This window comes from Plantibacter cousiniae (nom. nud.), assembly GCF_977070315.1.
In genome coordinates, this window is sequence record NZ_CDRVEU010000003.1 from 132,450 (window position 1) to 157,640 (window position 25,191).

Genomic DNA, 25,191 nt, shown 5'->3' on the forward strand with positions numbered 1-25,191 from the left:
CAGCGCAGCCCGTCGCTGGAGTGCTGAATACGCAGCACATGCTAGGCGTTGAGTATTCATCATCAACCCAGCGGGGCGTTTTGGTATAGGCCTGTTAAAGCCCACACTCCTTCCTTACAGGCTCGACCATGAGCGAAGCTGGCGGCTTCCCTGTCTGCCGATCTATCACCGCTAACGAACATTCGCCTTCGAAAGCTGACGGAGTCACCTTATAGGTCGCTCCCTCCTTAGGAATGAAGCTGCTGACGTTCAAACAGCTTATCTGCACCCAAGTCCGGTTGCGATCCTCCAGTCGTTTGACCCCTACAATGAGTGAATTCAGATAAATGCGCTTCTCGGGCTTAATCAGAAAGCGATTCTTCTCCGGTTCGGTTTGAGAGACAGCGCCCAGAGCGCCGGTCTCATCTGTGTCTTGGCAATGAGCATCGTAGTAAGCCCAGTACCCTTGAAACCCTTCGTGGAGAAAGTCAGTTTTACCCCACGTGGCCTCTATCGTGGCGTGGGGCTCCGTCAACTTAGCTTGCTGATAGTGGCCCACACATCCGGTAAGAAAAGCCACGCAAAAAATTAGGACAGGTCTATTCAAGGTCACACCAAGGCAAAGAGGAAAAGCACCTGAAGGTATCGACTGCTTGTAGCTAAACTACAGCTACTTTCTATAGAAAGTTAAGACTGAGGAATCAGAACTATGCACAACTGAGGTCCAAAGATAGGCCCATCTACAACCAGCAGTGGCCGGTAAGAGCCTACCGGTAAGCCACTCACGTCAAATCATGCAAATCCTTACCCAGTGCAGGCATGACCTCGAAATGAGAGAACACCACCTCCAGCCCTCCCCGTTCCGGACTGCAACACATCGGCCCTACGGCATAAGACTCACTCACGGGAAATGGTGCCAGGCGCAGCAGCGGCCAGCGCAGGCCGTCGCTGGAGTGCTGAATGCGCAGCACGCCCTTGGCGACGGTGACTCGCAGCCAGAGGCCGGATGACGAATCATCAAATACACCCGTGGCCCAATCGGATTGTCCGCAGGTTAAAACGCTGCCCAGCATCAGGGCTCCGTCGCTGACTTCAACGCCGGTTTTTACCCAGTTGCGCTCGTCAATGCGGACCATCAACCCCGCTTGATCGTAAAGTGTCTTGAAGTCACCCTGCACATGCACTTGCGCAGTGAAATCACCGGTCACCGAAACACCCAGAAAATGGCCGGTGTCGCGACAGAAGCCGTAGTGCGTCTGCTGCCAGAAATCGGTTTGCGGGTCTGTGGTGACTGTCAAACGCTCGTCCGTCACGCCGCAGTGCCGGGGTTGGTTCAGCCAGATGCCTTTGTCGAACATGTCGCCTCCTGTGTGGGGTTGTCGAGGGTGATGGAGGCGTTACCTCATCTAACCCATGCAGATGGGCGCGCTTCAATAATAAACATCAACCGACAACACACTATCTGAACACAACCTAAAATCTAACGCATCGCAGCCGCCCCAAAAAATGCCGTTTCCTACGCTTCAGCCCCACACCTTTCCCCCTACACACCCCATTTCGAAGCCACCCTCGTCCTCCGTCACAGCCATATGCTGCGTCAGTGGCTGACGCATGAGGTGCTGACGACCTTGCATGGTCAACAGAACGTCACGCTGGATAACCCCAGAATGAGCCAGCTGCAATGGCCCGGGACATCGCTGAGCGTGCTGCACTGGCGCAGCGAAACCTGGGTTCGCTTGCGCGACATGCCGAATGTGGTGGCTGAGGCAGTTCCTCGTCCGAAGCGGCCGTTATGGCGCAGGGTGTTGAAGCGCATCAACACAATGCGCACTGCCGCCTGACCGGTACTGCCTGAACCCCGTTGACACCCTTCCCGCCAAAAAACATGATGCATCCACCCTAAAAACCGGAAGGCACTCATGAGCGACAAGAAAAAGCTTTTGCTGACTGGCGCAAGCCGGGGTATCGGTCATGCCACGGTCAAGCATTTCAATGCCGCTGGCTGGGAGGTGTTTACCGCGTCGCGGCAGAACTGGGTCGCTGACTGCCCGTGGGCTGAAGGTCTGCTCAATCACATTCACCTGGACCTGGAAAACATCGACAGCGTCAGCGAGAGCATGGCGGCGATCAAGGACAAGCTCGGCGGGCGGCTCGATGCGCTGGTCAATAATGCCGGCGTTTCACCGAAGACCGAAGACGGTGGGCGCATGGGTGTGCTGGAGTCGGATTACAGCACCTGGATCAAGGTGTTCAACGTCAATCTGTTCTCTACCGCGCTGCTGGGTCGGGGTTTGTTTGACGAGTTGAAGGCAGCCAAGGGCAGCATCATCAATGTCACCTCGATCGCCGGCTCAAAGGTCCACCCGTTTGCAGGCGTCGCCTACGCCACGTCCAAGGCGGCACTGTCGGCGCTGACCCGGGAAATGGCCTTCGATTTCGGCCCGCACGGGATACGGGTCAATGCTATTGCGCCGGGTGAAATCGATACGTCGATTCTGTCACCCGGCACCGCCGAGATTGTCGAGCGGCTGGTGCCGATGCACCGGCTGGGCAAGCCCGAGGAAGTCGCCTCGCTGATCTACTTCCTGTGTACGGCTGGCGCGTCCTACGTGAACGGCGCGGAGATTCACGTCAACGGCGGCCAGCACGTCTGAATCAACGTGTGCCGGAAACGCTCTCCGGCACGCGCCGCACGCCCAGGCGGCTGATCCACACCGACGCCACGATCACCCCGCCGCCGATCAGCAGGCGGGTGAAGTCCTCATGCTGGTTCCAGATCAGCAGATTGATCAACAGCCCCAGCGGCACATGCAGGTTATTCATCACCGCCAGGGTGCCGCCGTTGACCATGCACGCACCTTTATTCCACCAATACATGCCCAGCGCCGTCGAACACAGGCCGAGAAATAGCAGCACGATCCATTGGGTCGGCGCTTCGGGCAGGTGTTGCGGGTTACCGAATATCAGGAACGCAGGCAGGACCACGGCCAGTGCGCCGAGGTAGAAGTAGCCGAAGCGTCGGTAATGCGGCAGATCGCTCGGGTGGCGCGCCACCAGATGCTTGTACAGCACCTGCCCGGCGGCGTAGGTGAAGTTGGCCAGTTGCAGCAGCAGAAAGCCGCCAAGGAAGTCGCCGTCCAGGCCATCGTAACGAATCACGCCAGCGCCCAGCACCGCGACCGCCGCCGCCAGCAATGCCCAAGGGTTGAAGCGTCGGTTCAGCGCGTCTTCGATCAACGTTACGTGCAGTGGCGTGAGGATGGTGAACAGCAGCACTTCCGGCACCGTCAGCACCCTGAAACTCAGGTATAGGCAGACATAGGTCACGCCGAATTGCAGCGCGCCGATCAGCAGCATGCTGCGCATGAAGCGGGGTTCGACCTGACGCCAGCGGGTCAGCGGAATGAATACCAGACCCGCCAGCACCACGCGGATCAGTACCGCGAAATAACTGTCGACGTGCCCGGCCAGATAGACACCGATCAGGCTGAACGAAAACGCCTGAATCAGTGTGACGAAAAGTAGATAACCCATGCCCGCCCCCCATTTTTGAAGGGCGCGACCATAGCGGTTGCGTCACTCACTGTCCACTCGACGGCCGCCAATTTTTGACGCCAACCCGTCGCCGCGCCCCGCGTTACCCGTCACAAATATGACAGTCGCATTATTGACGCACATGTCGTCGGTTTCGACGAAAATATAGCCTATATCGGCAACTTTTCCACAGAAAAAGGTCTTATCATCTCGACGCTGCAATATTGACTCATTTCATCCACATTCGTCGTCGCCTGGAGTAACACCATGATATTCAACACAAAAGACTTCGGAGCAGTGGGCGACGGCGTCACTGACGATACAGCCGCCATTCAGGCCGCAATCGATGCGGCGGCGGCTGCAGGCGGCGGGGAAGTGGTCATGGGGGCCGGCACATACATCGTGTCCGGTGGCGAAGAGCCTTCTGATGGCTGCCTGATGCTCAAGAGCAACGTCACCCTGTCGGGTGCAGGCATGGGCGAGACGGTCATCAAGCTTGCGGATGGCTCGGACACCAAGATCACCGGCATCGTGCGCTCGGCCTATGGCGAAGAAACCCACGACTTCGGCATGAAGAACCTGACGCTGGACGGTAACCGGGACGCCACCACCGGCAAGGTGGATGGCTGGTTCAACGGTTACATTCCGGGCTCTGACGGCAAGGATTCGAACGTCACTCTCGACAGCGTCGAGATCAAGGATTGCTCGGGCTACGGCTTCGACCCGCACGAGCAGACCGTCAACATGGTGATCAAGAACAGCGTGTCGCATGGCAACGGCCTGGACGGCTTCGTGGCCGATTACCTGAGCGACAGCGTGTTTGAAAACAACGTTGCGTACGACAACGATCGTCACGGCTTCAACGTGGTCACCAGCACCCACGACTTCACCCTGAGCAACAACGTTGCCTATGGCAATGGCAGCACCGGCATCGTGGTGCAGCGCGGCAGCGAGAACATCCCCTCTCCCGCCAACATCACCATCACCGGCGGCGCGGTGTATGGCAACGCAGCAGAAGGCGTACTGATCAAGCTGTCCAGCCAGGTCTCGGTCAGCGGCGTGGACATCCACGACAACGGCAACGCCGGCGTGCGCATTTACGGCAGTTCCGGGGTGGATATCTTCGATAACACCCTGAGCAACAACGCGCTGGGTTCAGCGGTTCCGGAAATCATCATTCAGTCCTACGACGACACCACGGGCGTGTCCGGCAAGTTCTTCAGCGGCAGCGACAACCTGATCCGTGGCAACACGATCACCGGCAGTGACAACTCCACCTACGGCGTCGCCGAACGCAACGAAGACGGCACCGACCGCAACAGCATCGTCGGCAACACCATCAGCCACACCAGCAAGGGGCTGACCCTGGTGTATGGCGACGGCAGCTTCGCAGGTGATGCGTTCCCGCTGGTGACCGTCAATGGCACCGAGGCCAACGACGTCATCACCGGTGGCGCGGCCCACGAGCAGATCTTCGGTCTGGCGGGCAAGGACACCTTGAACGGCGGTGCGGGTGACGACATCCTGATTGGGGGTGCCGGGGCCGACAAGCTCACCGGTGGCGCGGGGGCCGACACCTTTCGCTTCGATCAGTTGACCGACAGCTACCGCACGGCCACCACCAGTTCCACCGATCTGGTCACCGACTTCGATATCAGCCAGGACCGCATCGACCTGAGCAACCTGGGCTTCACCGGGCTGGGCAGCGGCAAGGGCGGTACGCTGAACATCAGCTACAACGCCACGCTGGACCGCACCTACGTCAAATCACTCGACGCCGATGCCAGCGGTAACCGCTTCGAACTGGGCCTGAGCGGCAACCTGAAAGACACGCTCAATGCCAGTCATTTCATCTTCCAGCATGTCGTGGAAGGCACGGCGGGCGGCGATACCCTGACCGGCACCGACGGCAATGACGTGATCAACGGCAACGCCGGTACGGACCGTATCGATGGCGGCGCGGGCGCCGACACGATCACTGGCGGAGCCGATGCCGACACCCTGACCGGTGGCGCGGGCGCGGACCTGTTCATCTACAACTCGCGTCTGGACAGCTATCGCAATTACACCGCCAGCGGCACCAAGCAGAGCGACACGATCACCGACTTCAACCCGGCCGAAGACCGCATCGACCTGTCCAGCATCGGCCTGCGCGGCCTGGGCGATGGCAGCGCCAACACCATTTACCTGTCCGTCAATGCCGACGGCAGCAAGACCTACATCAAGACCGATGCGGTCGACAGCACAGGCAATCGCTTCGAGATTGCCTTGCAAGGCAATCTGGCCGACAAACTGAGCGCGTCCAACTTCATCTTCTCCACCGCAGCCGCCGCCAATCAGGCACCAGTGCTCAATACGCCGCTGATGGACCAGAACATCACCGAGCTGAAGGCGTTCTCCTACGCTGTGCAACCCGGCAGCTTCAGCGACCCGGACAGCAACACGCTGACCTACAGCGCGACCCTGGCCGATAACAGCGCTCTGCCCGACTGGTTGAAGTTCGACAGCAAGACCCTGACCTTCAGCGGCACACCGGGCGGCACGGCATCGGGGCTTTACTCGGTATTGCTGACCGCGAGCGACGCCACCGGCGCGTCGGTGGCCGACAGTTTTGCCATCAATGTGGGCAACGTCACGCCGGGGACCCTCACCGGCACCGAGAACGCCGAGGCGCTGTATGGCACCGAAGGCAACGACACGATTCTGGGCCTGGGCGGTGACGACACGCTGCGCGGCGATACCGGCGCCGACATCATCAACGGTGGCGCAGGACGTGACGCCCTGTACGGAGGAGCCGATGCCGACACGTTCGTCTACAGTGCACTGACCGACAGCTACCGCGACTACGACGCTGGCGGGCTGACCGCCACCGACACGATCTATGACTTCACCCCCGGCCAGGACAAGATAGACGTCTCCGCCCTGGGCTTTCTGGGGCTGGGCAACGGCGAAGATCACACGCTGTACATGACCCTCAACGAAACGGGCGACAAGACTTACATCAAGTCCGCTACGGCGGATGCCGACGGCAATCGCTTCGAAATCGCCCTGAGCGGCAACCTGATTAACACCCTCACCGATGCGGACTTCGTGTTCGGCCAGCGTGAGGCGCAGGAGATTCTCTACCTGCCGACGCTGGGCCAGTCCAATGCGCGCCTGCTGCGCATGACCGAAGACGATAACCAGTCCGGCACCTCGGAAATGGTCAAGGACCTGACCCGCTACACCGATTACGACGTGCGCAGCCAGTTCACCGACGCCAACGGCGATGGCATCGACCTCGCCGTGGGCGGCAGCACCGTGGTCGGCTACTCGACCGGCACTCAGGAAGAACAGCGTGTTTCCTGGTGGCTGGTCGACACCGATGAGCCGGGCCCTGCGCTGTTGCGCGCCACCGAGTTGCTCAAGTCGCAACTGGCGTCGCTGACCGCCATCGACAAAGTGACCACCGGGATCATCTGGGGTCAGGGTGAAGAAGCCGCTCAGGAAATCGCCCGCGCCACTGACAAGCAGGCGGCAGCCGAGCTGTACAAGGCCTCGACCCTGAAAGTGTTCGACTACTTGCATGCGCAGATCGGCGATTTCACCGTATACATCGCCGAAACCGGGCACTACCAGACCGATGCGGCCAAGGCCCGCGGCTACACCGATGAAAAGATCAACGCCATTGTCGAGGGTACCGGGTACGTCAGAAGCGTTCAGGAAGCCATTGCCACTGAGCGCGCCGACGTCAAGCTGGCGGTTGACTACACCGACCTGCCGCTGCGTTACGAGGTCAACCCGCTGGTTTACCCCGATGACGTCTGGCACTTGCATGAAGAGTCCGCCGAGATCGTCGGCCAGCGCCTGGCCGATTTCATCGCCGATGACCTGGGTTTCCACGGCAACGCCGCTGACAACAACGACCCGGCGGCCATTTTCGAGAGTGGCCAGAACGAAGGTGGCCACATCTTCGGCACCAGTGACGACGACACACTAGTCGGCAGTTCCGGCAATGACGTGCTGGACGGCGATCAGGGCGCGGATGACATGAGCGGCGGCGATGGCAACGACATCTATGTCGTCGACAACGCTTTCGATACCGTCACCGAAAGCAACGACTCGCCCTCGCAGGTCGACACCGTGGTGTCGTCTGTCAGCTGGACGCTGGGCGCCAACCTGGAAAACCTGGTGCTTACCGGCGTGTCTGCCATCAACGGCACCGGCAACGCCGTGAAGAACGTCATCATCGGCAATGCCAGCAACAACATTCTTGACGGTGCTGCAGGTGCCGACATGCTGACCGGCGGCGATGGATCGGACAGTTATTACGTCGACGATGCCGCCGACCGGGTGGTCGAAACCAATGCCGATGCACAGGTGGGTGGCGTGGATACGGTGTACAGCTCGCTGGCCAGCTACACGCTGGGGGCCAATGTGGAAAACATCGTCATCAACAGTACCGGGGCCACCAACGCCACCGGCAATGCCCTGGACAACCTGATTTACGCGGGCGCCGGCGACAACGTCATGGACGGCCGCGACGGCAATGACACCGTGTCGTATCTGTTCGCCACCGCAGGCGTCACCGTTGCGTTGAACACCAGCGCCCAGCAAGCCACCGGGGGTTCGGGCCTGGACACACTGAAATTCACTGAAAACCTGATCGGCAGCCAGTTTGCCGACACGCTGACCGGCAACAAGAACGCCAACACCCTGAGCGGCGGCGATGGCAATGACACCTTGTCCGGCGGTGCGGGTGATGACGTGCTGATCGGCGGGTCAGGCGCTGATACGCTGATCGGCGGCACCGGCGCGGACCACTACGTGTTCAACAGCATCACCGATACGGGCCTGGGCGGACTGCGCGACATCATCAATGGCTTCAAGACAGTCGAAGGCGACAAGCTGGACTTCTCCGGCTTCGATGCCCGACCGCTGACCGATGGCCACGATGCGTTCGTATTCATCGGCAACGCGGCGTTCAGCGCCAACAACAGCGGTGAACTGCGTTTTGCCGACGGTGTGCTGTACGGCAATATCGATGACAACGTCGGCGCGGACTTCGAAATCCAGCTCACGGGCGTGCAAACGCTGCAGGCCGCCGACATCATTGTCTGATCGTCCCAAAGCACATAACTCATAAAAAGCCCTGGAAACGGGGCTGCAGCCTCAGAACATCAGCAAGAGCGACCGGGGTGAGTACCATCCCCCGCAACCCCGGTCCTACACCAACGCGTTGCACAAAAACGCGAAGCCTCTGTGCTCCCCCCATAAATTTGTCTTATCCATAAGAGCGCTCTACTCTCAGGCGGGCTGACAGCTGAGCCTGATTCGCAACTTTATGATGCTGCGATTGAATCGGGATGAAACGTCGAGACTCTTGCCTGCGCCGACCTGCACATGTCGGGTGCGCGGTGCCTCCGGCCCGTTGATGAACACCACCGAACATTTGGCGTCTACTTCACCGTAGTTGTTGACGGTGATTGACCCGGTATCGTGATAGACGTCGTGGGCAACATAATCGATCTTCACGCCCTGGTACTGTTTTTCCACCTCGATGGGGTACGCCAGGGCCGTCAACGGCAACATGAGCAGCAGCGCACAACACAGTCGATTCATTCGGCAATCTCCGAGTCGGGATTGTCAGAGTAGAACAATAAGCCCGTACTTTAAGAGGAATTACAGCATGAAAGCGCCCCGCGTGACTCTCGACCAGTGGCGCACATTGCAGGCCGTGGTCGATCACGGTGGTTTTGCTCAGGCCGCCGAAGCGTTGCATCGCTCGCAATCATCGGTGAGTTACACCGTGGCGCGCATGCAGGAACAGCTCGGCGTGCCGTTGTTGCGTATCGACGGGCGCAAGGCGGTACTGACCGAAGCCGGTGGCGTACTGCTGCGCCGCTCGCGGCAACTGGTCAAACAGGCCAGCCAACTGGAAGACCTCGCCCACCATATGGAGCAGGGCTGGGAAGCGGAAGTGCGCCTGGTGATCGACGCGGCGTACCCTTCGGCGCGTCTGGTCAGGGCGCTGACCGCGTTCATGCCGCAGAGCCGTGGCTGCCGGGTGCGACTGCGTGAGGAAGTGCTCTCCGGCGTCGAGGAGGTCTTGCTCGAAGGCGTCGCGGACCTGGCCATCAGCGGCTACAGCATTGCCGGGCATCTGGGCACCGAGATGAGCTCGGTCGAGTTCGTCGCCGTCGCTCACCCGGACCACGCCCTGCATCAGGCCAATCGCGAGCTGACCTTTCAGGACCTGGAAAGCCAGTTGCAGGTCGTCATCCGTGATTCCGGCAGGCAGCAACCCAGGGACTTCGGCTGGCTGGGCGCGGAACAGCGCTGGACCGTCGGCAGCCTGGGCACCGCTGCGACCTTCGTCAGCAACGGCCTGGGCTTCGCCTGGCTGCCTCGGCACATGATCGAGCGTGAACTGCGTGAAGGCCTGCTCAAGCCCCTGCGCCTGGACAAGGGTGGCAGCCGCAACCCGACCTTCTATCTTTACTCCAGCAAGGACCGACCGCTGGGCCCGGCCACGCAGATTCTGATCGATCTGATCCGCAGCTTTGATACGACCCCGCTCACCGCTGCACTCGGCACGCCGCAAAATGCCTGACCGGCGCAGGCACTTGGCGCTCTTCACTGTATGCAGCACGTCAATCGCACGCGGCTGGAATTCATCGCCAGCAACGCAGTCTGAAAATCCTGTGCGGTCCATGGACGTGCAGCCTGATCGTCTGAAATGCTGCAAACCCGCCAATACGCTGGGCAAAAAAAGCCAAACGTGGTTACCTTGCCGGTCACAGTCGATATCTCTTAATGAAGGACGTGTTGCCACATGCTGAAAAAAATCGCTCTCGCCGCCTGCTCCGTACTGTTCGCCGCCAACCTGATGGCTGCTCCGGATAAAGCCACGCACGTGGTACTCGACACCAGCTTCGGCCAGATTGAAATCGAACTTGCAGACACCAAGGCGCCGATCAGCACCCAGAACTTTCTGGGCTATGTCGACAGCGGCTTCTATACCAACACCATCTTTCACCGGGTGATTCCGGGTTTCATGGTGCAGGGCGGTGGCTTCACCCAGCAACTGGTTCAGAAGCAGACCAAGGATCCGATCAAGAACGAAGCCCAGAACGGTTTGCATAACGTCCGCGGCACCATTGCCATGGCGCGTACTTCGGACGTGAACTCGGCCACCAGTCAATTCTTCATCAACACCAACGACAATGCCATGCTCGACAACGGCGCGCGCGACTTCGGTTACGCGGTGTTCGGTAAAGTCGTCAAGGGTATGGACGTCGTCGACAACATCGTCAACGCCCGCACCACTACTCAGAAAGGCATGCAAAACGTGCCAATCGACCCGATCCTGATCAAGTCCGCCAAACGCGTCAACTGATCGGGAAACCTGCACCGCATGGAGCCTTCGGGCTTCGTGCGGTCCGGACGGGAGAGCCTCCACTTATCAAGGAGAACCCACGTCGCGTGGGTGTGATAGCCAATGCTTTATCGTCGTTTCGAAAAACTGATCGATATCTTCAAAGACGCTCCTACCGCTGCCCCGCCCAATACCGTCTTCGCGTTTTATCTCTACTACCTGCGTCAGGTGTGGCCGACGTTTACCGCGCTGCTGGTGGTCGGGCTGATCGGTGCGCTGATCGAAGTGTCGCTGTTCAGTTACCTGAGCCGCATCATCGATCTGGCGCAAACCACGCCGCCGGAGAACTTCTTCAGCATTCACGGCTCCGAGCTGATCTGGATGGTCGTCGTCGCCCTGTTGCTGCGGCCGATTTTCGTCGGCCTGCATGACCTGCTGGTACACCAGACGATCAGCCCCGGCATGACCAACCTGATTCGCTGGCAGAACCACAGTTACGTGCTCAAGCAGAGCGTCAACTTCTTCCAGAACGACTTCGCCGGGCGTATCGCTCAGCGCATCATGCAGACCGGCAACTCGTTGCGCGACTCAGCCGTACAGTCGGTGGATGCGCTGTGGCATGTGCTGATCTACGCGATCAGCGCGATGGTGCTGTTCGCTGAGGCCGACTGGCGCCTGATGATCCCGCTGGGTACCTGGATCGCGGCGTTCATCCTCTCGCTGATGTACTTCGTGCCGAGGGTCAAGCAGCGCTCGGTGGATTCGTCCGATGCGCGCTCACGACTGATGGGCCGCATCGTCGACGGCTATACCAACATCACCACGCTCAAGCTGTTCGCCCACACCAACCACGAGCAGCAGTACGCTCGCGAAGCGATGCGCGATCACACCGAAAAAAGTCAGCTGGCTGGCCGCGTGGTCACGTCGATGGACACCACCATCACCACCATGAACGGCATACTGATCGTCACGACGACCGGCCTGGCCCTGTGGTTGTGGACTCAGTCGATGATCTCGGTGGGGGCGATCGCACTGGCCACCGGTCTGGTCATCCGCATCGTCAACATGTCCGGCTGGATCATGTGGGTGGTCAACGGCATCTTCGAGAACATCGGCACCGTGCAGGACGGCCTGGAAAGTATCTCGCAGCCCGTCACGGTCAATGACAAACCTGGCGCCCTGCCGCTGAAGATCGAAAACGGCGGCGTCAGGTTCGACGGCGTCGATTTCCATTACGGCAATGGCAACGGGATCATTCACAACCTCAACCTGGACATCAAACCGGGTGAGAAGATCGGTCTGATTGGGCCTTCCGGCGCGGGCAAGTCGACGCTGGTGAACCTGCTGCTGCGCATGTACGACGTGCAAGGCGGGAGAATCCTCATCGACGGCCAGGATATTTCCGAAATCACCCAGGAAAGCCTGCGGGCGCAGATCGGCATGATTACCCAGGACACCTCGCTGCTGCACCGCTCGATTCGCGAGAACCTGCTGTATGGCAATCCGCACGCAACCGACGAACAGCTCTGGGAGTCGATCCGCAAGGCTCGTGCTGACGAGTTCATCCCGCTGCTGTCGGACTCCGAAGGTCGTACCGGCTTCGATGCTCATGTCGGTGAACGCGGCGTCAAGCTGTCCGGCGGTCAACGCCAGCGTATCGCGATCACTCGCGTGCTGCTCAAGGACGCACCGATCCTGATCATGGACGAAGCCACTTCGGCACTCGACTCGGAAGTCGAAGCAGCGATTCAGGAAAGCCTGGAGACGTTGATGCAGGGCAAGACGGTGATCGCCATCGCGCACCGCCTGTCGACGATCGCGCGCATGGATCGCCTGGTGGTTCTGGAGAAAGGCCAGATCGCTGAAACAGGCACGCACAGCGAACTGCTGGCGCATGGCGGGCTGTATGCGCGGTTGTGGCAGCATCAAACGGGTGGGTTTGTAGGCGTGGATTGATAGGGGGAGTTTGCTGGCCTCTTCGCGAGCAAGCTCGCTCCCACAGGATCTTCAGAGGCCACAACATCTTCAGCGGCAGCGACGCAGCACTTGTGGGAGCAAGCTTGCTCACGATCGCACGCATGGATCGCCTAGTGGTTCTGGAGAAAGGCCAGATCGCCGAAACCGGCACGCACAGCGAACTGCTGGCGCATGGCGGGCTGTATGCGCGGTTGTGGCAGCATCAAACGGGTGGGTTTGTAGGCGTGGATTGATAGGGGGAATTTGCTGGCCTCTTCGCGAGCAAGCTCGCTCCCACAGGATCTTCAGAGGCCACAACATCTTCAGCGGCAGCGACGCAGCACTTGTGGGACCCACCAGTCGCTCATGTGTACGCAGCACTTGTGGGAGCGAGCTTGCTCGCGAAGGGGCCAGTGCAGTCGCTGAATGTCTTCTGGCCGGTTACTCCACCTGCCGATACGGCAGCGCGCTGCGCGCTTCCTCGGCATAGGCCAGTACGCCGACTCGCTCCTGCTCCAGAAACTCGCTGACCGCGTCTTTCAGGCCTGGGTGCATCAGGTAGTGCCACGAACGGGTAATCTGCGGTTCGAAGCCGCGGATCAGTTTGTGTTCGCCCTGCGCGCCGGCGTCGAAGCGTTGCAGGTCGTGGGCGATGGCGTAGTCCATACCCTGATAGAAACAGGTTTCGAAATGCAGCCGGTCAAACTCGGCCAAACAGCCCCAGTAGCGCCCATAGAAACTGTCGTCGCCGATCAGGCTGAAGGCCATCGCCACCGGCCGTGAGCCCTGCAGCGCGATGACCACACGGATCGATTCAGGCATGCGCTCAGCCAGCAGGCTGAAGAACTCACGCGTCAGGTAAGGCGCCTGCCCTCGCACCTCGTAGGTATTGGAGTAGCACGCATAGACGAAGTCCCACAGCACTTCGCTCATCTGCGCGCCTTCGAGCCATTCAAACTCGATGCCCTGCCCGGCCACCTGCTCACGTTCCTTGCGCATCTGTTTGCGCTTGCGCGAACTCAATGCATCAAGGAAGTCCTGAAAGTCCCGGTAGCCGCGATTGTGCCAGTGAAACTGGCAGCCAAAGCGCTCCAGCCAGCCCGGTTGCGTTTCAAGCAAGGCATCGGCCGCCGGATCGGTGAAGTTCACGTGGGCGCTCGACAACCCTTCACTCTGCAGATAGGCAGGCAGCTCACTGAGCAACTCGATACCGCCCTGAGGCGTCGCCGACAAAATCCGCGAACCGCCGACCGGGCTGAAAGGCACGGCGATCAGCAGCTTGGGGTAATAGGCGATGCCGGCGCGACGGCAGGCGTCTGCCCAGGCGTGATCGAACACGTACTCGCCATACGAATGCCACTTTCGGTAAGCCGGCAACGCCGCCACCAACTGATCGTTTTCGTAGTGCAGCACGTGCTCGGCACGCCAGCCCGATCGTGGCCCGAGGCTGCCGCTGTCCTCCAGCGAGCTGAGAAACGCATGCCGCAGGAATGGCTGATTGCCAGGCACCAGCGCATCCCACTGGGCAGGCGCGACGGTGCCGAGGCTGTCGATTACGTGAACAGGCATGCAGGTTCCCCGATAGGCAGACAGGGTGAAGAATATCCCTTATTGAGCCGTCATGTTCACCGCCTGGGCAATCTGCCTGGAAAGAGTGATCGCGAATTCGTTGAGCGCCTGCTCACGCTGACGAGAGATCAGGCCAATCTGCTCGAGGTACTGCTGATCGGATCGCTGATCAGGCGGCAACTCATCCAGGGCCACCAGGCGCTGATTGAAAAGCTGCTTGACCGGCTCGAACTCCGGGGCGTAACGAATTTCCAGATAACTCATCCAGAATTCCCGGGCAATCATCGACTGGAAAAACTCAGGGGTGGCTTCGCGATCGATGATTTCGTTGTAAGCCGCCTGCAAATCCGCTTCGCTCACCTTGGCAATAGCGCGGAACCACATGTTTCGCGGCTGGCCCGGCAGCTCAAGCCGCGCCTGCAGACCGACGCGGTAGGCCAGGCGTACTTCGGCCTCATCGACCGTTTCGCCGCTCGCCTGACGAAACGCTATATCGCGCAGGGCAATTTTCTCCACCTGGTCCAGACGGTCCAGACTGCGGGTCATCCTGAACAGTTTGCGTGGCTGCGCGGCCGCCGTCGTGGATGACATGATCGAGAAGATCTGGACGCGCACTTCCATATCGCCAAACACCATTGCCAGTCCATCACCACACGTCTGCGGGTGCGCGGCAACATCGAAGAGCTGGGCACGCAGCTCGGCGTTGACCGACGCCGATTCGATCATCGACCAGACTCGCGCAATCAGCTCATCGCGGTTACTTGAGAAGTCGGCCGATTGCGTCAGATCGCTCAGCATCTGAAAAAAATCCGTGGATCCGGCACAGGCGCGCAGGTCTTGCCACAGCCTTATGCGGGTATTCACCTGCTCACGATTCAGACCTGCAAGCCACGGCGCACTGCCAGGTCCGGCCTCGACCGGATTGCGACTCTGGCTGACACCCCACCGCGGGCGCAACCTGCCCTCGCGAAACAGCCTGATGCGTTCCAGCGTGGGTGAATTCAACGGATTGCCGCTCAGATGCAGGTGCAGGCGCGAGGAACTGAGGGAGCGCTCGATGTTATCGAGTTCATCGATGGATATTTCCGAGATGCGATTGTCACGCACATCAATCCGAATCAGCTCGGACCGCACCCAGTTCCATGCCGGCAATGTTCGAATGCCCGTGCCACGCAAAAACAGTAGGCGCAATGAGTTCAATGCGTGGATGGGGACGTCCTCGCCGAGCGAGCAAAAGTTGAGGTCCAGAATCTCCAACCGGTTCAGGTTCTGCAACGCCACGTTGGCGGACTCTGTCCAGATCAGCGGGTTGTGGCTGATGGACAGCTCTGCAAGCTGAGGCATTTGCCCTATCGAGGTCGGCAAGGATCGCAGATCATTGAAGTCCAGGCTCAGCGAACGCAGTCTGTTGAAGTTTTTCAGTAATGCATTCGCTTGTGGATCGGTAAGCTGCATGGCGCGGGCTTTCAGCACCGCCACATGGTCGAAGTTAGCCGTGATATCCGGGAGTTCTCCGATACGCAAGTTATCCAGATCGAGCGCATACCCTAAAAAGTCACCCTGAAAGTTTCGGCACTGAAAGCTCAAGCGTTTCCAGCAGTCGCGAATGCGCGTCGCGGCGACCTCCCTCGGTCTGCGCAACGAAGAAAAGGGCGTTTCCGCGACCCAGTTGTCCAGGGTAACTTGAAGCGTTCGCAATTCATCGGCGAGGCTGCTCAGTCTTTGCCGGACGAAAGTCGACAACTCCCTCGCCGGTCCGGTGTGTTCGGCGCGCAGCGTGCTCAGGAAGTCGGACACTTCTGCATCGGAAAAACCCGGGTACAGACTTCTTACCGCAAGCTCCGGCGAGTGCCTGGACGCGCCAATGCCCAAGCGACGAAAGAAACCCCGCAAGCGTCCACTCAGGGGGTAGCCAATACGGCCATGAGGCAAGCGTTGCGGCCACTTGATACCCGGTTTGATCGGCTGCAATTGCAAAATGGCAGCCATGCGCTCACGCCGTTCGACTGCCGTATTGCGCAACAGACTGCGCAGTTGCTGCTCATCCGCGCCAGCAGGCAGCTGAATGTCGAGGCGTATCTGCTCGGGAAGCGCCAGCAACAACGCCCTGAAAAATTGCTGATCGACTTCACCGAGCGGCTCACCTGAAGGATCGAAGCACTGAACGCCCGCTTCGGTGCTGACCAGCAGCCGGTGCACTGAGGCCTGATCGCTGTCGAGACTGGCGATTTCGTCGCCCTCCAGCGAATCTTTCAGCAGATCGATGGAAACATCACCTCGCCAGCCTGGCACGTACTGCAGCATGCCCATCCCCGCCGCCTGGGTGTCCAGATTGTCGGTTACTGGCCGATAGAAGCCTTCGTTGGCGCGGTTTATCCGCAGTTGCTGCTGATACTCGCGGGCATGCTCGGCAAGTGTCAGAGGAATGCGTTCTTCCGTGGTCATCCGCGCTTTGTCCGCGTCGCTGGCCATGCCGATGAGTTCGAGCGCCACGCTGCTCGGCAAGCTGCCAAAGTCGCGCTGTATCAGTTGAACATGCGGGTCGTCGCTGCGACCTTTGAGCGCCTGCACGTCATCCAGCAGGCGCCCCACGTGCGTCTGGGCGCAATCGGCCAGATAGCGTTTGAAGCCGCGCAGTTGAACGGCCTTGTCGGCACTGTCGCTCCCGGTCAAACGAGTGACTTCATCGGCGGGCAGACCTTCCAGCAACTGGCCGAGCACTTGACTGAGGTGCCCGGTCGGCCCTGTGACATGGGACGACAGCGTCATCTGCGATCCCACGTTCCAGGATTCCAGCAGCGCCCCTTGGGCGTCGATGAGCAACAGGCCGCGGGGCTCATGCCAGCGCGGTGACGACACCAGCAGTTTCAGCCACGGCTCAAGATGAGAAACATGAACCTCAGACACATCGGCGGCCTGAAGAGCGCCGATGCAGACGTGCAGTTGCCGTTCTGTTTCAACGCGCTGAATGGCGTCCTTCAGCAAGGCCGGAGGCTGGAGGTTCTCGACATGTATCTGGCGCAGCAACGCCTCGTGGGTGCCGGTAATGCGCAGGACTTTCTGAATGTCCTCTTCCGGGAATGCATGACAGGTCGGGTTGAGGCGTCTGAAAGCCGTTACCTCGTCCCAACCCATAGGGTTTTCCCATTCATGGCGCCAGGCACCGGCCCCATTGTGCTTGAGCTTCGGCGCGTAAGAGCGCTCATTCAGCGGATGCCTGATGCGCCAGTTGGCGCCGGAGGCATCGGACTCGACGCGATACAGCTTGCCGTCCAGTGGCAGCCAGGTCCTGCCATCGTGCTCATAAAGTCCAAGGGCGTTGCTGCTCAGGTTGTCGGGCAACGAAACCGTATGCGCATAGGCGTCGATGCTCGGCTTGCCGAGACGTACGGCCCCGTCGACACGTCGTTGCACCAGGCTTTCGATGAAAATCGAGGGTTGCAACCCGTTCACCGCGCCCACCACGCCGCCTACCAGCAACATCTGTGCAACGTTTTCGCCGATGTTGTAGACATGTTGCATGGCGTCTTCGACTTCATCGTGCTGCCAGTCCTCGTAAGCCACGAACGCTTCGCTGGCGAGCTGATAGAGGGCGACCACTGACATGATTTCACCCAGCACCGGCACAAAGAACCCGGCCACGTTGAGCAGGTTCATGCCATTGTTTTCAAGGCTTTCGATCAGTGAATCATGAGCCTGCTGGTCCACCTGCGCGGAAGGCACCGCGATAGCCTTTGAGTCGTCATAGGTTTTGGCCAGCAAATGGTCGTACAGCAGTTCGAATGGCGGTTTCGAAAACGGCTGTGCCTGCACGACCAGGTCGGCGTCGGGGTCCAGCTTGCGGTCCCCGGCGGGATACAGCCGTGCGTCCAGTTTGGTAAAAAATGCCGGAGCCTGGCCAAGGCTGACGAAACGGCTGAAGTAGCGTCGATAGTGTTCGCTGCCCAACGCCGTCACCAGCCAGGCGTTGAAGGCCCGCAATGACTCGAACTGCTTGATCGGATGCGAGGGCTCGGAAGGCAGGTAGACCAGACAAGGACTGTCATCGGGCCTGGCGCCGTCCTGCTGTATCAGCAAGGCACCCTGTAACAGCGAGCCTGAAAACGTGTAGGTGTCGAGCACGTGCAACTGGCAATAGCGCACGCCCTTGCCATCCCAGCGGGGCTGGTCAACGGACTTCACCATATCCAGCAGGGTCTGGTACGCCGCTTCAGTGATATCGCCTTTCATCACGGCAATATGCGCAAGCACCTCGACGGCGGCACGCTCGCTGTCCATGAACGCGCTGGCAACCGCTTGCGCAGCCTGGCCTGGCGGCTTGAACACGCTGTCCAGGTGAGTCTGATACTGACGGCCCAGATCCAGCTCATGGCAAAAATCAGCGAACTGCTCAAGATCGATCGCCTGACGGTCCCGGTATTCCACCTTGTAGCGGCGCTGGGCGCTGTCGATCAGCCAGTAGCGCAGGCCACCTGTCCGCAGGATTGCCGAGTAGGGATTGAAGCGGCTTCTGTTGCTCGGAGCGAAGTTCTGCAAGGCCGCCTGGAGCAAGGTCTGCTCGAGCGGGGCGGGGTTCCAGGCGCTGTCGTAGCGCCAGGTCATCAGTTGAAAGGCTTCAACGTCCAGGTCGAGCTGGAAACGTTCGACAAACGCTTTCGACAGCAAGGGCGCTGCAAATTGCTGTGGCGATAACAGGCGGTTGCGCACCGGCTCCAGCGCCTGCGCGTAACGCCGTGCACTTTGCTGGCTGGCGTGCAGTGCCTGGCGCAGTGCCGTGGACGCACCCACATACCAGGCTGGCAAGTTGAGCCTGATGAATTCGGTGTTGGCGTGCTCCGCTTCGAACGGCGCCGCATCCTGCGCTCGAGGCGTTACAGAGGCGTGCGCAATGGACGCTTCTATGGTTTCAAAGGGGTTGTAACGGAGGGTGAACATGATCGATACCGCTAATGGCTTTGTGAATAGCCAATACGATAAAGACCCAAGGGCCTGCACATGACATAACGGGATATGACAGGTAGCGCCCGCCTCCGGAGCGCTACCCGTCGAACGTGATCAGCGCTTGCGCAGAATCACGCTGCCGATCGAATAACCGGCGCCAAACGAGCTGAGTACCGCCAGCGCGCCTTGCGGCAAGTCATCCTGATAGGTGTGAAACGCAATCACCGAACCCGCCGAGCTGGTATTGCCGTAGGTGTCGAGAATCACCGGCGCCTCTTCGACCGTAGCGTCGCGGCCCAGCAGCTTCTTGACGATCAGATGGTTCATGCTCAGGTTGGCCTGATGCAGCCAGAAGCGTTTGACGTCAGTGATGTTGATGCCGTTATCCTGCAAATGCGCAGCGACCAGCTCGGCGACCATCGGGCACACCTCGCGAAACACCTTGCGGCCTTCCTGCACGAACAGCTTGTCCGGCGCATTCTGGCCCTCGTCCGAGGTACGGTTGAGGAAACCGAAATTGTTGCGGATGTTGTTGGAGAACTGGGTCAGCAGGCGGGTGCTGACGATATCGAACTGGTAAGGCGAGGTTGCCAGGTCGGCGCGCTCGACCACCACGGCAGTGGCGCCGTCACCAAAGATGAAGTGGCTATCACGGTCACGGAAATTAAGGTGTGCGGTGCAGATTTCCGGGCTGGTCACCAGCAAGGCGCGGGCCTGACCGAGTTGCACACTGTTGCAGGCTGCCTGAATGCCAAAGGTGGCCGAGGAACAGGCCACATTCATGTCGAAGCCGTAACCGGCGACACCCAGCGCTTGCTGAATCTCGATGGAGATCGCCGGGTAGGCCCGCTGCAGGTTGGAGCATGCAACGATTACACCGTCGATATCGGCAGCGGTTTTGCCCGCGCGTTGCAGCGCCTGTCTGGCGGCAGCTACACCCATCTCACAGAGGATCGACCATTCGTCATTGCTGCGCTCCGGCAGGTTGGGCTTCATGCGCTGCGGATCGAGAATGCCCTCCTTGTCCATGACGAAGCGGCTTTTGATACCCGAAGCCTTTTCGATGAAAGCGGCGCTGGATTCACTCAGCGCCTGCACGTCGCCACGTTCGATAGCGGCGGCGTTATCGTTGTTGAACTGTGCAACATAGGCATTGAAAGACTGCACCAGCTCTTCGTTGGAGATGCTGTTGGCCGGGGTAAACAGGCCTGTGCCGCTGATGACGACGTTGTGCACGGTCGGTCCTCTCTTATTGAGTTGCAGGTAATGACCTGCTCAGGCACGGCAATTGAAGGCCCACTGTTTTTGGGACCAACGTACCAGTGCGACTGTAAAAGCTGCCCGTAACAGGGAGCAGCATTTCATGACACGGTGAAGACAGGCGCGGAGTGTGCCACAGAGCCCGGTTTTGGCGCTATCGGGCCAATGAATATAGGCACGATAGACGCCTTTTACTTGGCGACAGGAAGCAGTGGATCAGCTCTCCACCTGACTCCACTGCTTGCTCAACCGTTTGTCCGACACCGGCATTTTGGTGCCCAGTTGCTGGGCGAACAGCGAGACGCGGTATTCCTCCATCCACCAGCGGTACAGCGCCAGCTCCGGGTCGCGCTTGCCCTCTTGAGCATGCTTGTCGGCGCGTGTCTGATATTGCGTCCACAGACCTGCCAGCTCGATGCTCCATACCCTGTCCTTCTGCACCTGAGCCGGGAGTTTTTCCAGGCGCATCTCGATAGCCTTCAGGTAACGCGGCAGCTCCTTGAGCCATACCGCCGGGGTCTCGCGGACGAATCCGGGGTACACCAGCTTGCTCAGTTGCGCCTTGATATCGTTGAGCGCCACCGCTTGGGACAGGTCGATCTTGCCTTTGAAGCGCTTTTGCAGACCGTGCCACAGCTTGAGGATTTCCAGCGTCAGCTTCGCGAGCCGCTCGGCATGCTCGGTCCAGTCGGCGCGCTTGCGCTCAGCCAGTGACAGCAGGCCGGCACCGTCGCGCGGTAACTCGGTTTCACCTTCCAGCACGCAACTGTCGAGGCTGGCCAGCAGGATATCTTCGATCAACGCATCGATGCGCCCCAGTTCGCGATGCAGCAAGGCCAGCTCGGTCTGCCCCGGCAATTTGTTGCGCAGAAACTTGGCGGGTTCGGCCAACTGCTGCAACAGTAAACGCTGCAAGGCGCGGCGATGCTGGTATTCGGCCTCGGCCTGAGTCGAGAACCGGCCTTCCTTGACCGCGCCGCCCTCTTCGACCAGCGCCGGATAGACCGTCATCGACAGCCCGGCGATGTTCTGCTGGGTTTTCTGCGCCACTGCTGCGAAGGCCTTGGCCTGCACCGGCTGCTGGCTTTTTGCGGTTTGCGGCACGGCCAGCGCGGCCTGGCTCGCCTCGGCAAAGCGCGCCGTCAGCTCGGCCAGATCACGTCCCTCACCAAGAAACTTGCCGCTGCCATCGACGATTTCCAGGTTCATCTTCAGGTGGCCTTCAAGCTGCTGTGCCGCCTCGGCCCAGGCTTCGTCGCTGACCCGTACGCCGGTCATGCGCAGCAGCTCACGACCCAGCGCCTGAGGCAACGAGCCCTCGCCGAAAGTAATGCGCTGCAACGCCGCCTTGATGAAATCCGGGACCGGCACGAAATTCTTGCGTACCGCCTTGGGCAGGTTGCGGACCAGCGCGATGCATTTGGTCTCGAGCAACCCCGGCACCAGCCACTCAAGACGCTCGGCAGGCAGCGACAGCAACAATGGCGCAGGAACGCGCAAGGTCACGCCGTCACGCGGGTGGTTGGGTTCGAAGTGGTAGCTCAGCGACAGGCTCAGGTCGCCCAGACGCAAGGTATCCGGGTATTGCGCGGCGGTGACTTCGCTGGCCTCGCGAGCCAGCACGTCCTCTTCGCGCATGATCAGCAGCTGCGGATTCTTCTGGCTTTCGGTCTTGTACCAGCTGTCGAAGGTGGCCGTCTGATGAATCTCGGCCGGGATGCGTGCTTCATAGAAGCTGTACAAGGTGTCTTCGTCAGCCAGAATATCGCGGCGTCGAGCCTTGGCTTCCAGCTCGTCGAGCTGCTCCAGCAAGCGGGTATTGGCGCTCAGGCACTTGGCCCGCGACAGGATATCGCCACGCACCAGGCCTTCACGAATGAACAGCTCGCGCGAAACCACCGGGTCGATGGGGCCGAAATGCACAGGGCGACGGCCCACCACGATCAGGCCGAACAGCGTGATCTGTTCGAACGCCACAACCTGCCCGCGCTTCTTCTCCCAATGCGGCTCGAAATGATTTTTCTTGATCAGGTGGCCGGCCAGCGGCTCGATCCAGTCCGAGTCGATCTTGGCGACCATGCGCGCGTACAGCTTGGTGGTTTCCACCAGTTCGGCGGTCATCAGCCACTGTGGACGCTTCTTGCCCAATCCGGAAGACGGATGAATCCAGAAGCGCCGCTGCCGTGCCCCGAGGTAATCGCCCTCGTCAGTCTTTTGCCCGATCTGACTCAGCAGACCGGAAAGAATGGCCTTGTGGAATTTCGGGTAATCGGCCGGCTCCTTGTTGACGGTCAGTTGCAGGTCGCGACAGATCAGACTCAATTGCCGATGGGAATCGCGCCATTCCCGCAGGCGCAGGTAATTCAGGAAATTGCGCCGGCACCAGTTACGCAGCGGGCTGGCGGTCAGGGTCTGGCGCTGCTCTTCGAAGCCGCGCCATAGATTGACCATCCCGGCGAAGTCCGAGTCGGCGTCCTTCCATTGCGCGTGGGCCTGATCCGCGGCCTGCTGACGCTCGGGCGGGCGCTCGCGCACGTCCTGTACCGACATGGCGCTGGCGACGATCAGCACTTCCTGCAGGCTGCCCTGCTTCGCTGCTTCCAGCAGCATGCGGCCCATACGCGGGTCCACCGGCAGACGCGCCAGTTGACGGCCCAGCGGGGTCAGCTGATTCTCACGGTTGACCGCCGAGAGCTCCTGCAACAGGTTGAAACCGTCGCTGATCGCCTTGCCGTCCGGCGGTTCGATGAACGGGAAGTCGGTGATCTCGCCCAGGCGCAGGTGCAGCATCTGCAGGATGACCGCAGCCAGGTTGGTGCGCAGGATCTCGGGGTCGGTGAATTCCGGCCGACCGTTGAAATCCTCTTCGCTGTACAGACGCACGCACAGGCCGGGTTCAACCCGTCCACAACGGCCTTTGCGCTGGTTGGCGCTGGCCTGCGACACCGCCTCGATCGGCAGGCGCTGGACCTTGGCGCGATAGCTGTAGCGACTGATGCGCGCCGTACCGGTGTCGATCACATAACGGATGCCTGGCACGGTCAGCGAGGTTTCAGCGACGTTGGTGGCCAGTACGACGCGACGACCGGGGTGCGACTGAAAGATACGCTGCTGCTCGGCCGGCGAGAGGCGCGCGTAAAGCGGCAGAATCTCGGTATGCCTGAGCTGCGCCTTGCGCAGCACTTCGGCGGCATCGCGGATCTCGCGCTCGCCGGGCAGGAACACCAGCACATCGCCTGGGCTCTTGCGCTCGCTGCGCTCGAAGGCCGCCAGTTCGTCCAGCGTGGTCAGAATCGCCTGATCGACGGTCAGGTCCTCTTCAACGCTGTTGCCGTCTTCGTCCTGCTCGCTGGTCAGCGGGCGGTACCAGACGTCCACGGGGAAGGTACGCCCGGACACTTCGATCACCGGCGCATCGTTGAAATGCTCGGAAAAGCGCTGCAGGTCGATGGTCGCGGAGGTGATGATGACTTTCAGGTCCGGACGACGCGGCAGCAGGGTTTTCAGGTAACCCAGCAGGAAGTCGATGTTCAGGCTGCGTTCGTGGGCTTCGTCGACGATGATCGTGTCGTAGCGCTCAAGAAAGCGATCATGCTGGGTTTCGGCCAGCAGAATACCGTCGGTCATCAGCTTGATCAGGGTATTGCTGTCGCTCTGATCCTCGAAACGCACCTGATAGCCGACCAGTGCGCCCAACGGTGTGCCGATCTCCTCGGCAACCCGGCTGGCCACGCTGCGAGCGGCGATACGGCGCGGCTGGGTATGACCGATCAGACCGTGCTGACCGCGACCGATTTCCAGGCAGATCTTCGGCAACTGGGTGGTCTTCCCGGAGCCGGTCTCGCCGGCAATGATCAGCACCTGGTGCTTGAGCAGCGCCTCCTTGATCTCGTCACGCTTGGCCGCAATGGGCAGGTTATCGTCATAACGAATCGCCGGCACACTTTCACGCCGCGCCGTGACCTGCGCACAGGACGCCTGCACCCGCGCAACCCACTGCGCCAGCTTCGCCTCGTCGGGCTTTTTGCGCAGGTCGTGCAACTGACGGCGCAGACGATGACGTTCGCTGATCATCGCTTGGTCGAGGTTTTTCAGAAGTTGGTCGATAGAGGGCGATTCGTCGGTCATCAGGCGCGCAGGGTCTTTTTTCAAATGGCAGGTGCGGATTGTCGCAGATTGTGGCGGGTCGTGACGAATGGCCTGAGTGTCAGGCTATCCATTGCGGTCATGGTTTGCGGCAGCAGTGCTCAATCACAATAAAGTATGAGGTACTCCATTCCTGACTCTTCGCGCCCTTTTTGCGACGCAGAGCGTCGAGACCTGCATTCCCACGCTGGAGCGTAGGGAACGATAATCGCAACTATCGTGCGGCGCTCCGCGTCGCACGCCGTTCCGGACGCTGCGCGTACTCTTGCGACGCAGAGCGTCGAGAACTGCATTCCCACGCTGGAGCGTGCGGAACGATAATCTCAACTATCGTGCAGCGCTCCGCGTCGCATGCCGTTCCGGACACTCTGCGTCCTCTTGCGACGCAGAGCGTCGAGAACTGCATTCCCACGCTGGAGCGTAGGAACGATAATCGCAACTATCGTGCG

At 60.2% G+C, this 25,191-nt stretch carries 14 protein-coding genes; 7 read left to right on the top strand and 7 right to left on the bottom strand.

Going from position 1 to position 25,191, the window contains the following annotated elements; translation table 11 throughout:
- Positions 1–761: 761 nt before the first annotated feature.
- The gene (locus ACW55A_RS07430; protein ID WP_065350385.1) at positions 762–1,337 is read right to left on the bottom strand and encodes a DUF1349 domain-containing protein; all 576 of its coding nucleotides are present in this window, start codon (positions 1,335–1,337) and stop codon (positions 762–764) included.
- 231 nt (positions 1,338–1,568) lie between these two features.
- On the opposite strand from ACW55A_RS07430, the gene ACW55A_RS07435 reads away from it, so the two are divergent.
- Both ACW55A_RS07435 and ACW55A_RS07440 read left to right on the top strand, forming a co-directional pair.
- On the top strand, positions 1,569–1,820 hold the full coding sequence (locus ACW55A_RS07435) for a hypothetical protein (RefSeq protein WP_498810936.1): 252 nt from the start codon (positions 1,569–1,571) through the stop codon (positions 1,818–1,820).
- A 78-nt stretch (positions 1,821–1,898) separates the two neighbouring features.
- A complete protein-coding gene (locus ACW55A_RS07440; RefSeq protein WP_003314465.1) occupies positions 1,899–2,633 on the top strand; it encodes an SDR family NAD(P)-dependent oxidoreductase in 735 nt (244 codons plus the stop codon).
- 1 nt (position 2,634) lies between these two features.
- Here the strand turns inward: ACW55A_RS07440 and ACW55A_RS07445 are convergent, their stop codons facing one another.
- Entirely contained in the window at positions 2,635–3,513 is an 879-nt protein-coding gene (locus ACW55A_RS07445) for a carboxylate/amino acid/amine transporter (protein WP_455808758.1), read from the bottom strand.
- A 267-nt stretch (positions 3,514–3,780) separates the two neighbouring features.
- On the opposite strand from ACW55A_RS07445, the gene ACW55A_RS07450 reads away from it, so the two are divergent.
- Complete coding sequence (locus ACW55A_RS07450) at positions 3,781–8,613, top strand: M10 family metallopeptidase C-terminal domain-containing protein (protein WP_498810935.1); 4,833 nt, start codon at positions 3,781–3,783, stop codon at positions 8,611–8,613.
- 186 nt (positions 8,614–8,799) lie between these two features.
- Here the strand turns inward: ACW55A_RS07450 and ACW55A_RS07455 are convergent, their stop codons facing one another.
- A complete protein-coding gene (locus ACW55A_RS07455) occupies positions 8,800–9,114 on the bottom strand; it encodes a 3-phosphoglycerate kinase (protein WP_455808756.1) in 315 nt (104 codons plus the stop codon).
- Positions 9,115–9,181: 67 nt separating this feature from the next.
- Here ACW55A_RS07455 and ACW55A_RS07460 point away from each other — a divergent pair, with 67 nt between their 5' ends.
- From ACW55A_RS07460 to ACW55A_RS07475, 4 genes are all read left to right on the top strand, one after another.
- On the top strand, positions 9,182–10,105 hold the full coding sequence (locus tag ACW55A_RS07460) for a LysR family transcriptional regulator (RefSeq protein WP_003363464.1): 924 nt from the start codon (positions 9,182–9,184) through the stop codon (positions 10,103–10,105).
- 222 nt (positions 10,106–10,327) lie between these two features.
- Positions 10,328–10,891 carry a peptidylprolyl isomerase A gene (locus tag ACW55A_RS07465; protein ID WP_003363466.1) on the top strand — a complete coding sequence of 188 codons (564 nt, stop codon included), beginning with the start codon at positions 10,328–10,330 and terminating at the stop codon, positions 10,889–10,891.
- 102 nt (positions 10,892–10,993) lie between these two features.
- The gene (locus ACW55A_RS07470) at positions 10,994–12,826 is read left to right on the top strand and encodes an ABC transporter ATP-binding protein (RefSeq protein WP_003431136.1); all 1,833 of its coding nucleotides are present in this window, start codon (positions 10,994–10,996) and stop codon (positions 12,824–12,826) included.
- A 104-nt stretch (positions 12,827–12,930) separates the two neighbouring features.
- Positions 12,931–13,080 carry a hypothetical protein gene (locus tag ACW55A_RS07475; RefSeq protein ID WP_498810934.1) on the top strand — a complete coding sequence of 50 codons (150 nt, stop codon included), beginning with the start codon at positions 12,931–12,933 and terminating at the stop codon, positions 13,078–13,080.
- A 187-nt stretch (positions 13,081–13,267) separates the two neighbouring features.
- Here ACW55A_RS07475 and ACW55A_RS07480 read toward each other — a convergent pair whose 3' ends face one another.
- The 4 genes from ACW55A_RS07480 to hrpA all read right to left on the bottom strand — a co-directional run bounded on the left by ACW55A_RS07480 (position 13,268) and on the right by hrpA (position 24,724).
- Positions 13,268–14,395, bottom strand: a complete 1,128-nt coding sequence (locus ACW55A_RS07480; RefSeq protein WP_074804854.1) for a GNAT family N-acetyltransferase — start codon at positions 14,393–14,395, stop codon at positions 13,268–13,270.
- Between the two features lie 39 nt (positions 14,396–14,434).
- Positions 14,435–19,330 carry an NEL-type E3 ubiquitin ligase domain-containing protein gene (locus tag ACW55A_RS07485; protein WP_498810933.1) on the bottom strand — a complete coding sequence of 1,632 codons (4,896 nt, stop codon included), beginning with the start codon at positions 19,328–19,330 and terminating at the stop codon, positions 14,435–14,437.
- 120 nt (positions 19,331–19,450) lie between these two features.
- Positions 19,451–20,572: a beta-ketoacyl-ACP synthase III gene (locus ACW55A_RS07490; protein ID WP_498810932.1), complete on the bottom strand. Its 1,122-nt coding sequence runs from the start codon at positions 20,570–20,572 to the stop codon at positions 19,451–19,453.
- 240 nt (positions 20,573–20,812) lie between these two features.
- Positions 20,813–24,724 carry an ATP-dependent RNA helicase HrpA gene (hrpA, locus tag ACW55A_RS07495; protein ID WP_498810931.1) on the bottom strand — a complete coding sequence of 1,304 codons (3,912 nt, stop codon included), beginning with the start codon at positions 24,722–24,724 and terminating at the stop codon, positions 20,813–20,815.
- Positions 24,725–25,191 lie beyond the last annotated feature (467 nt).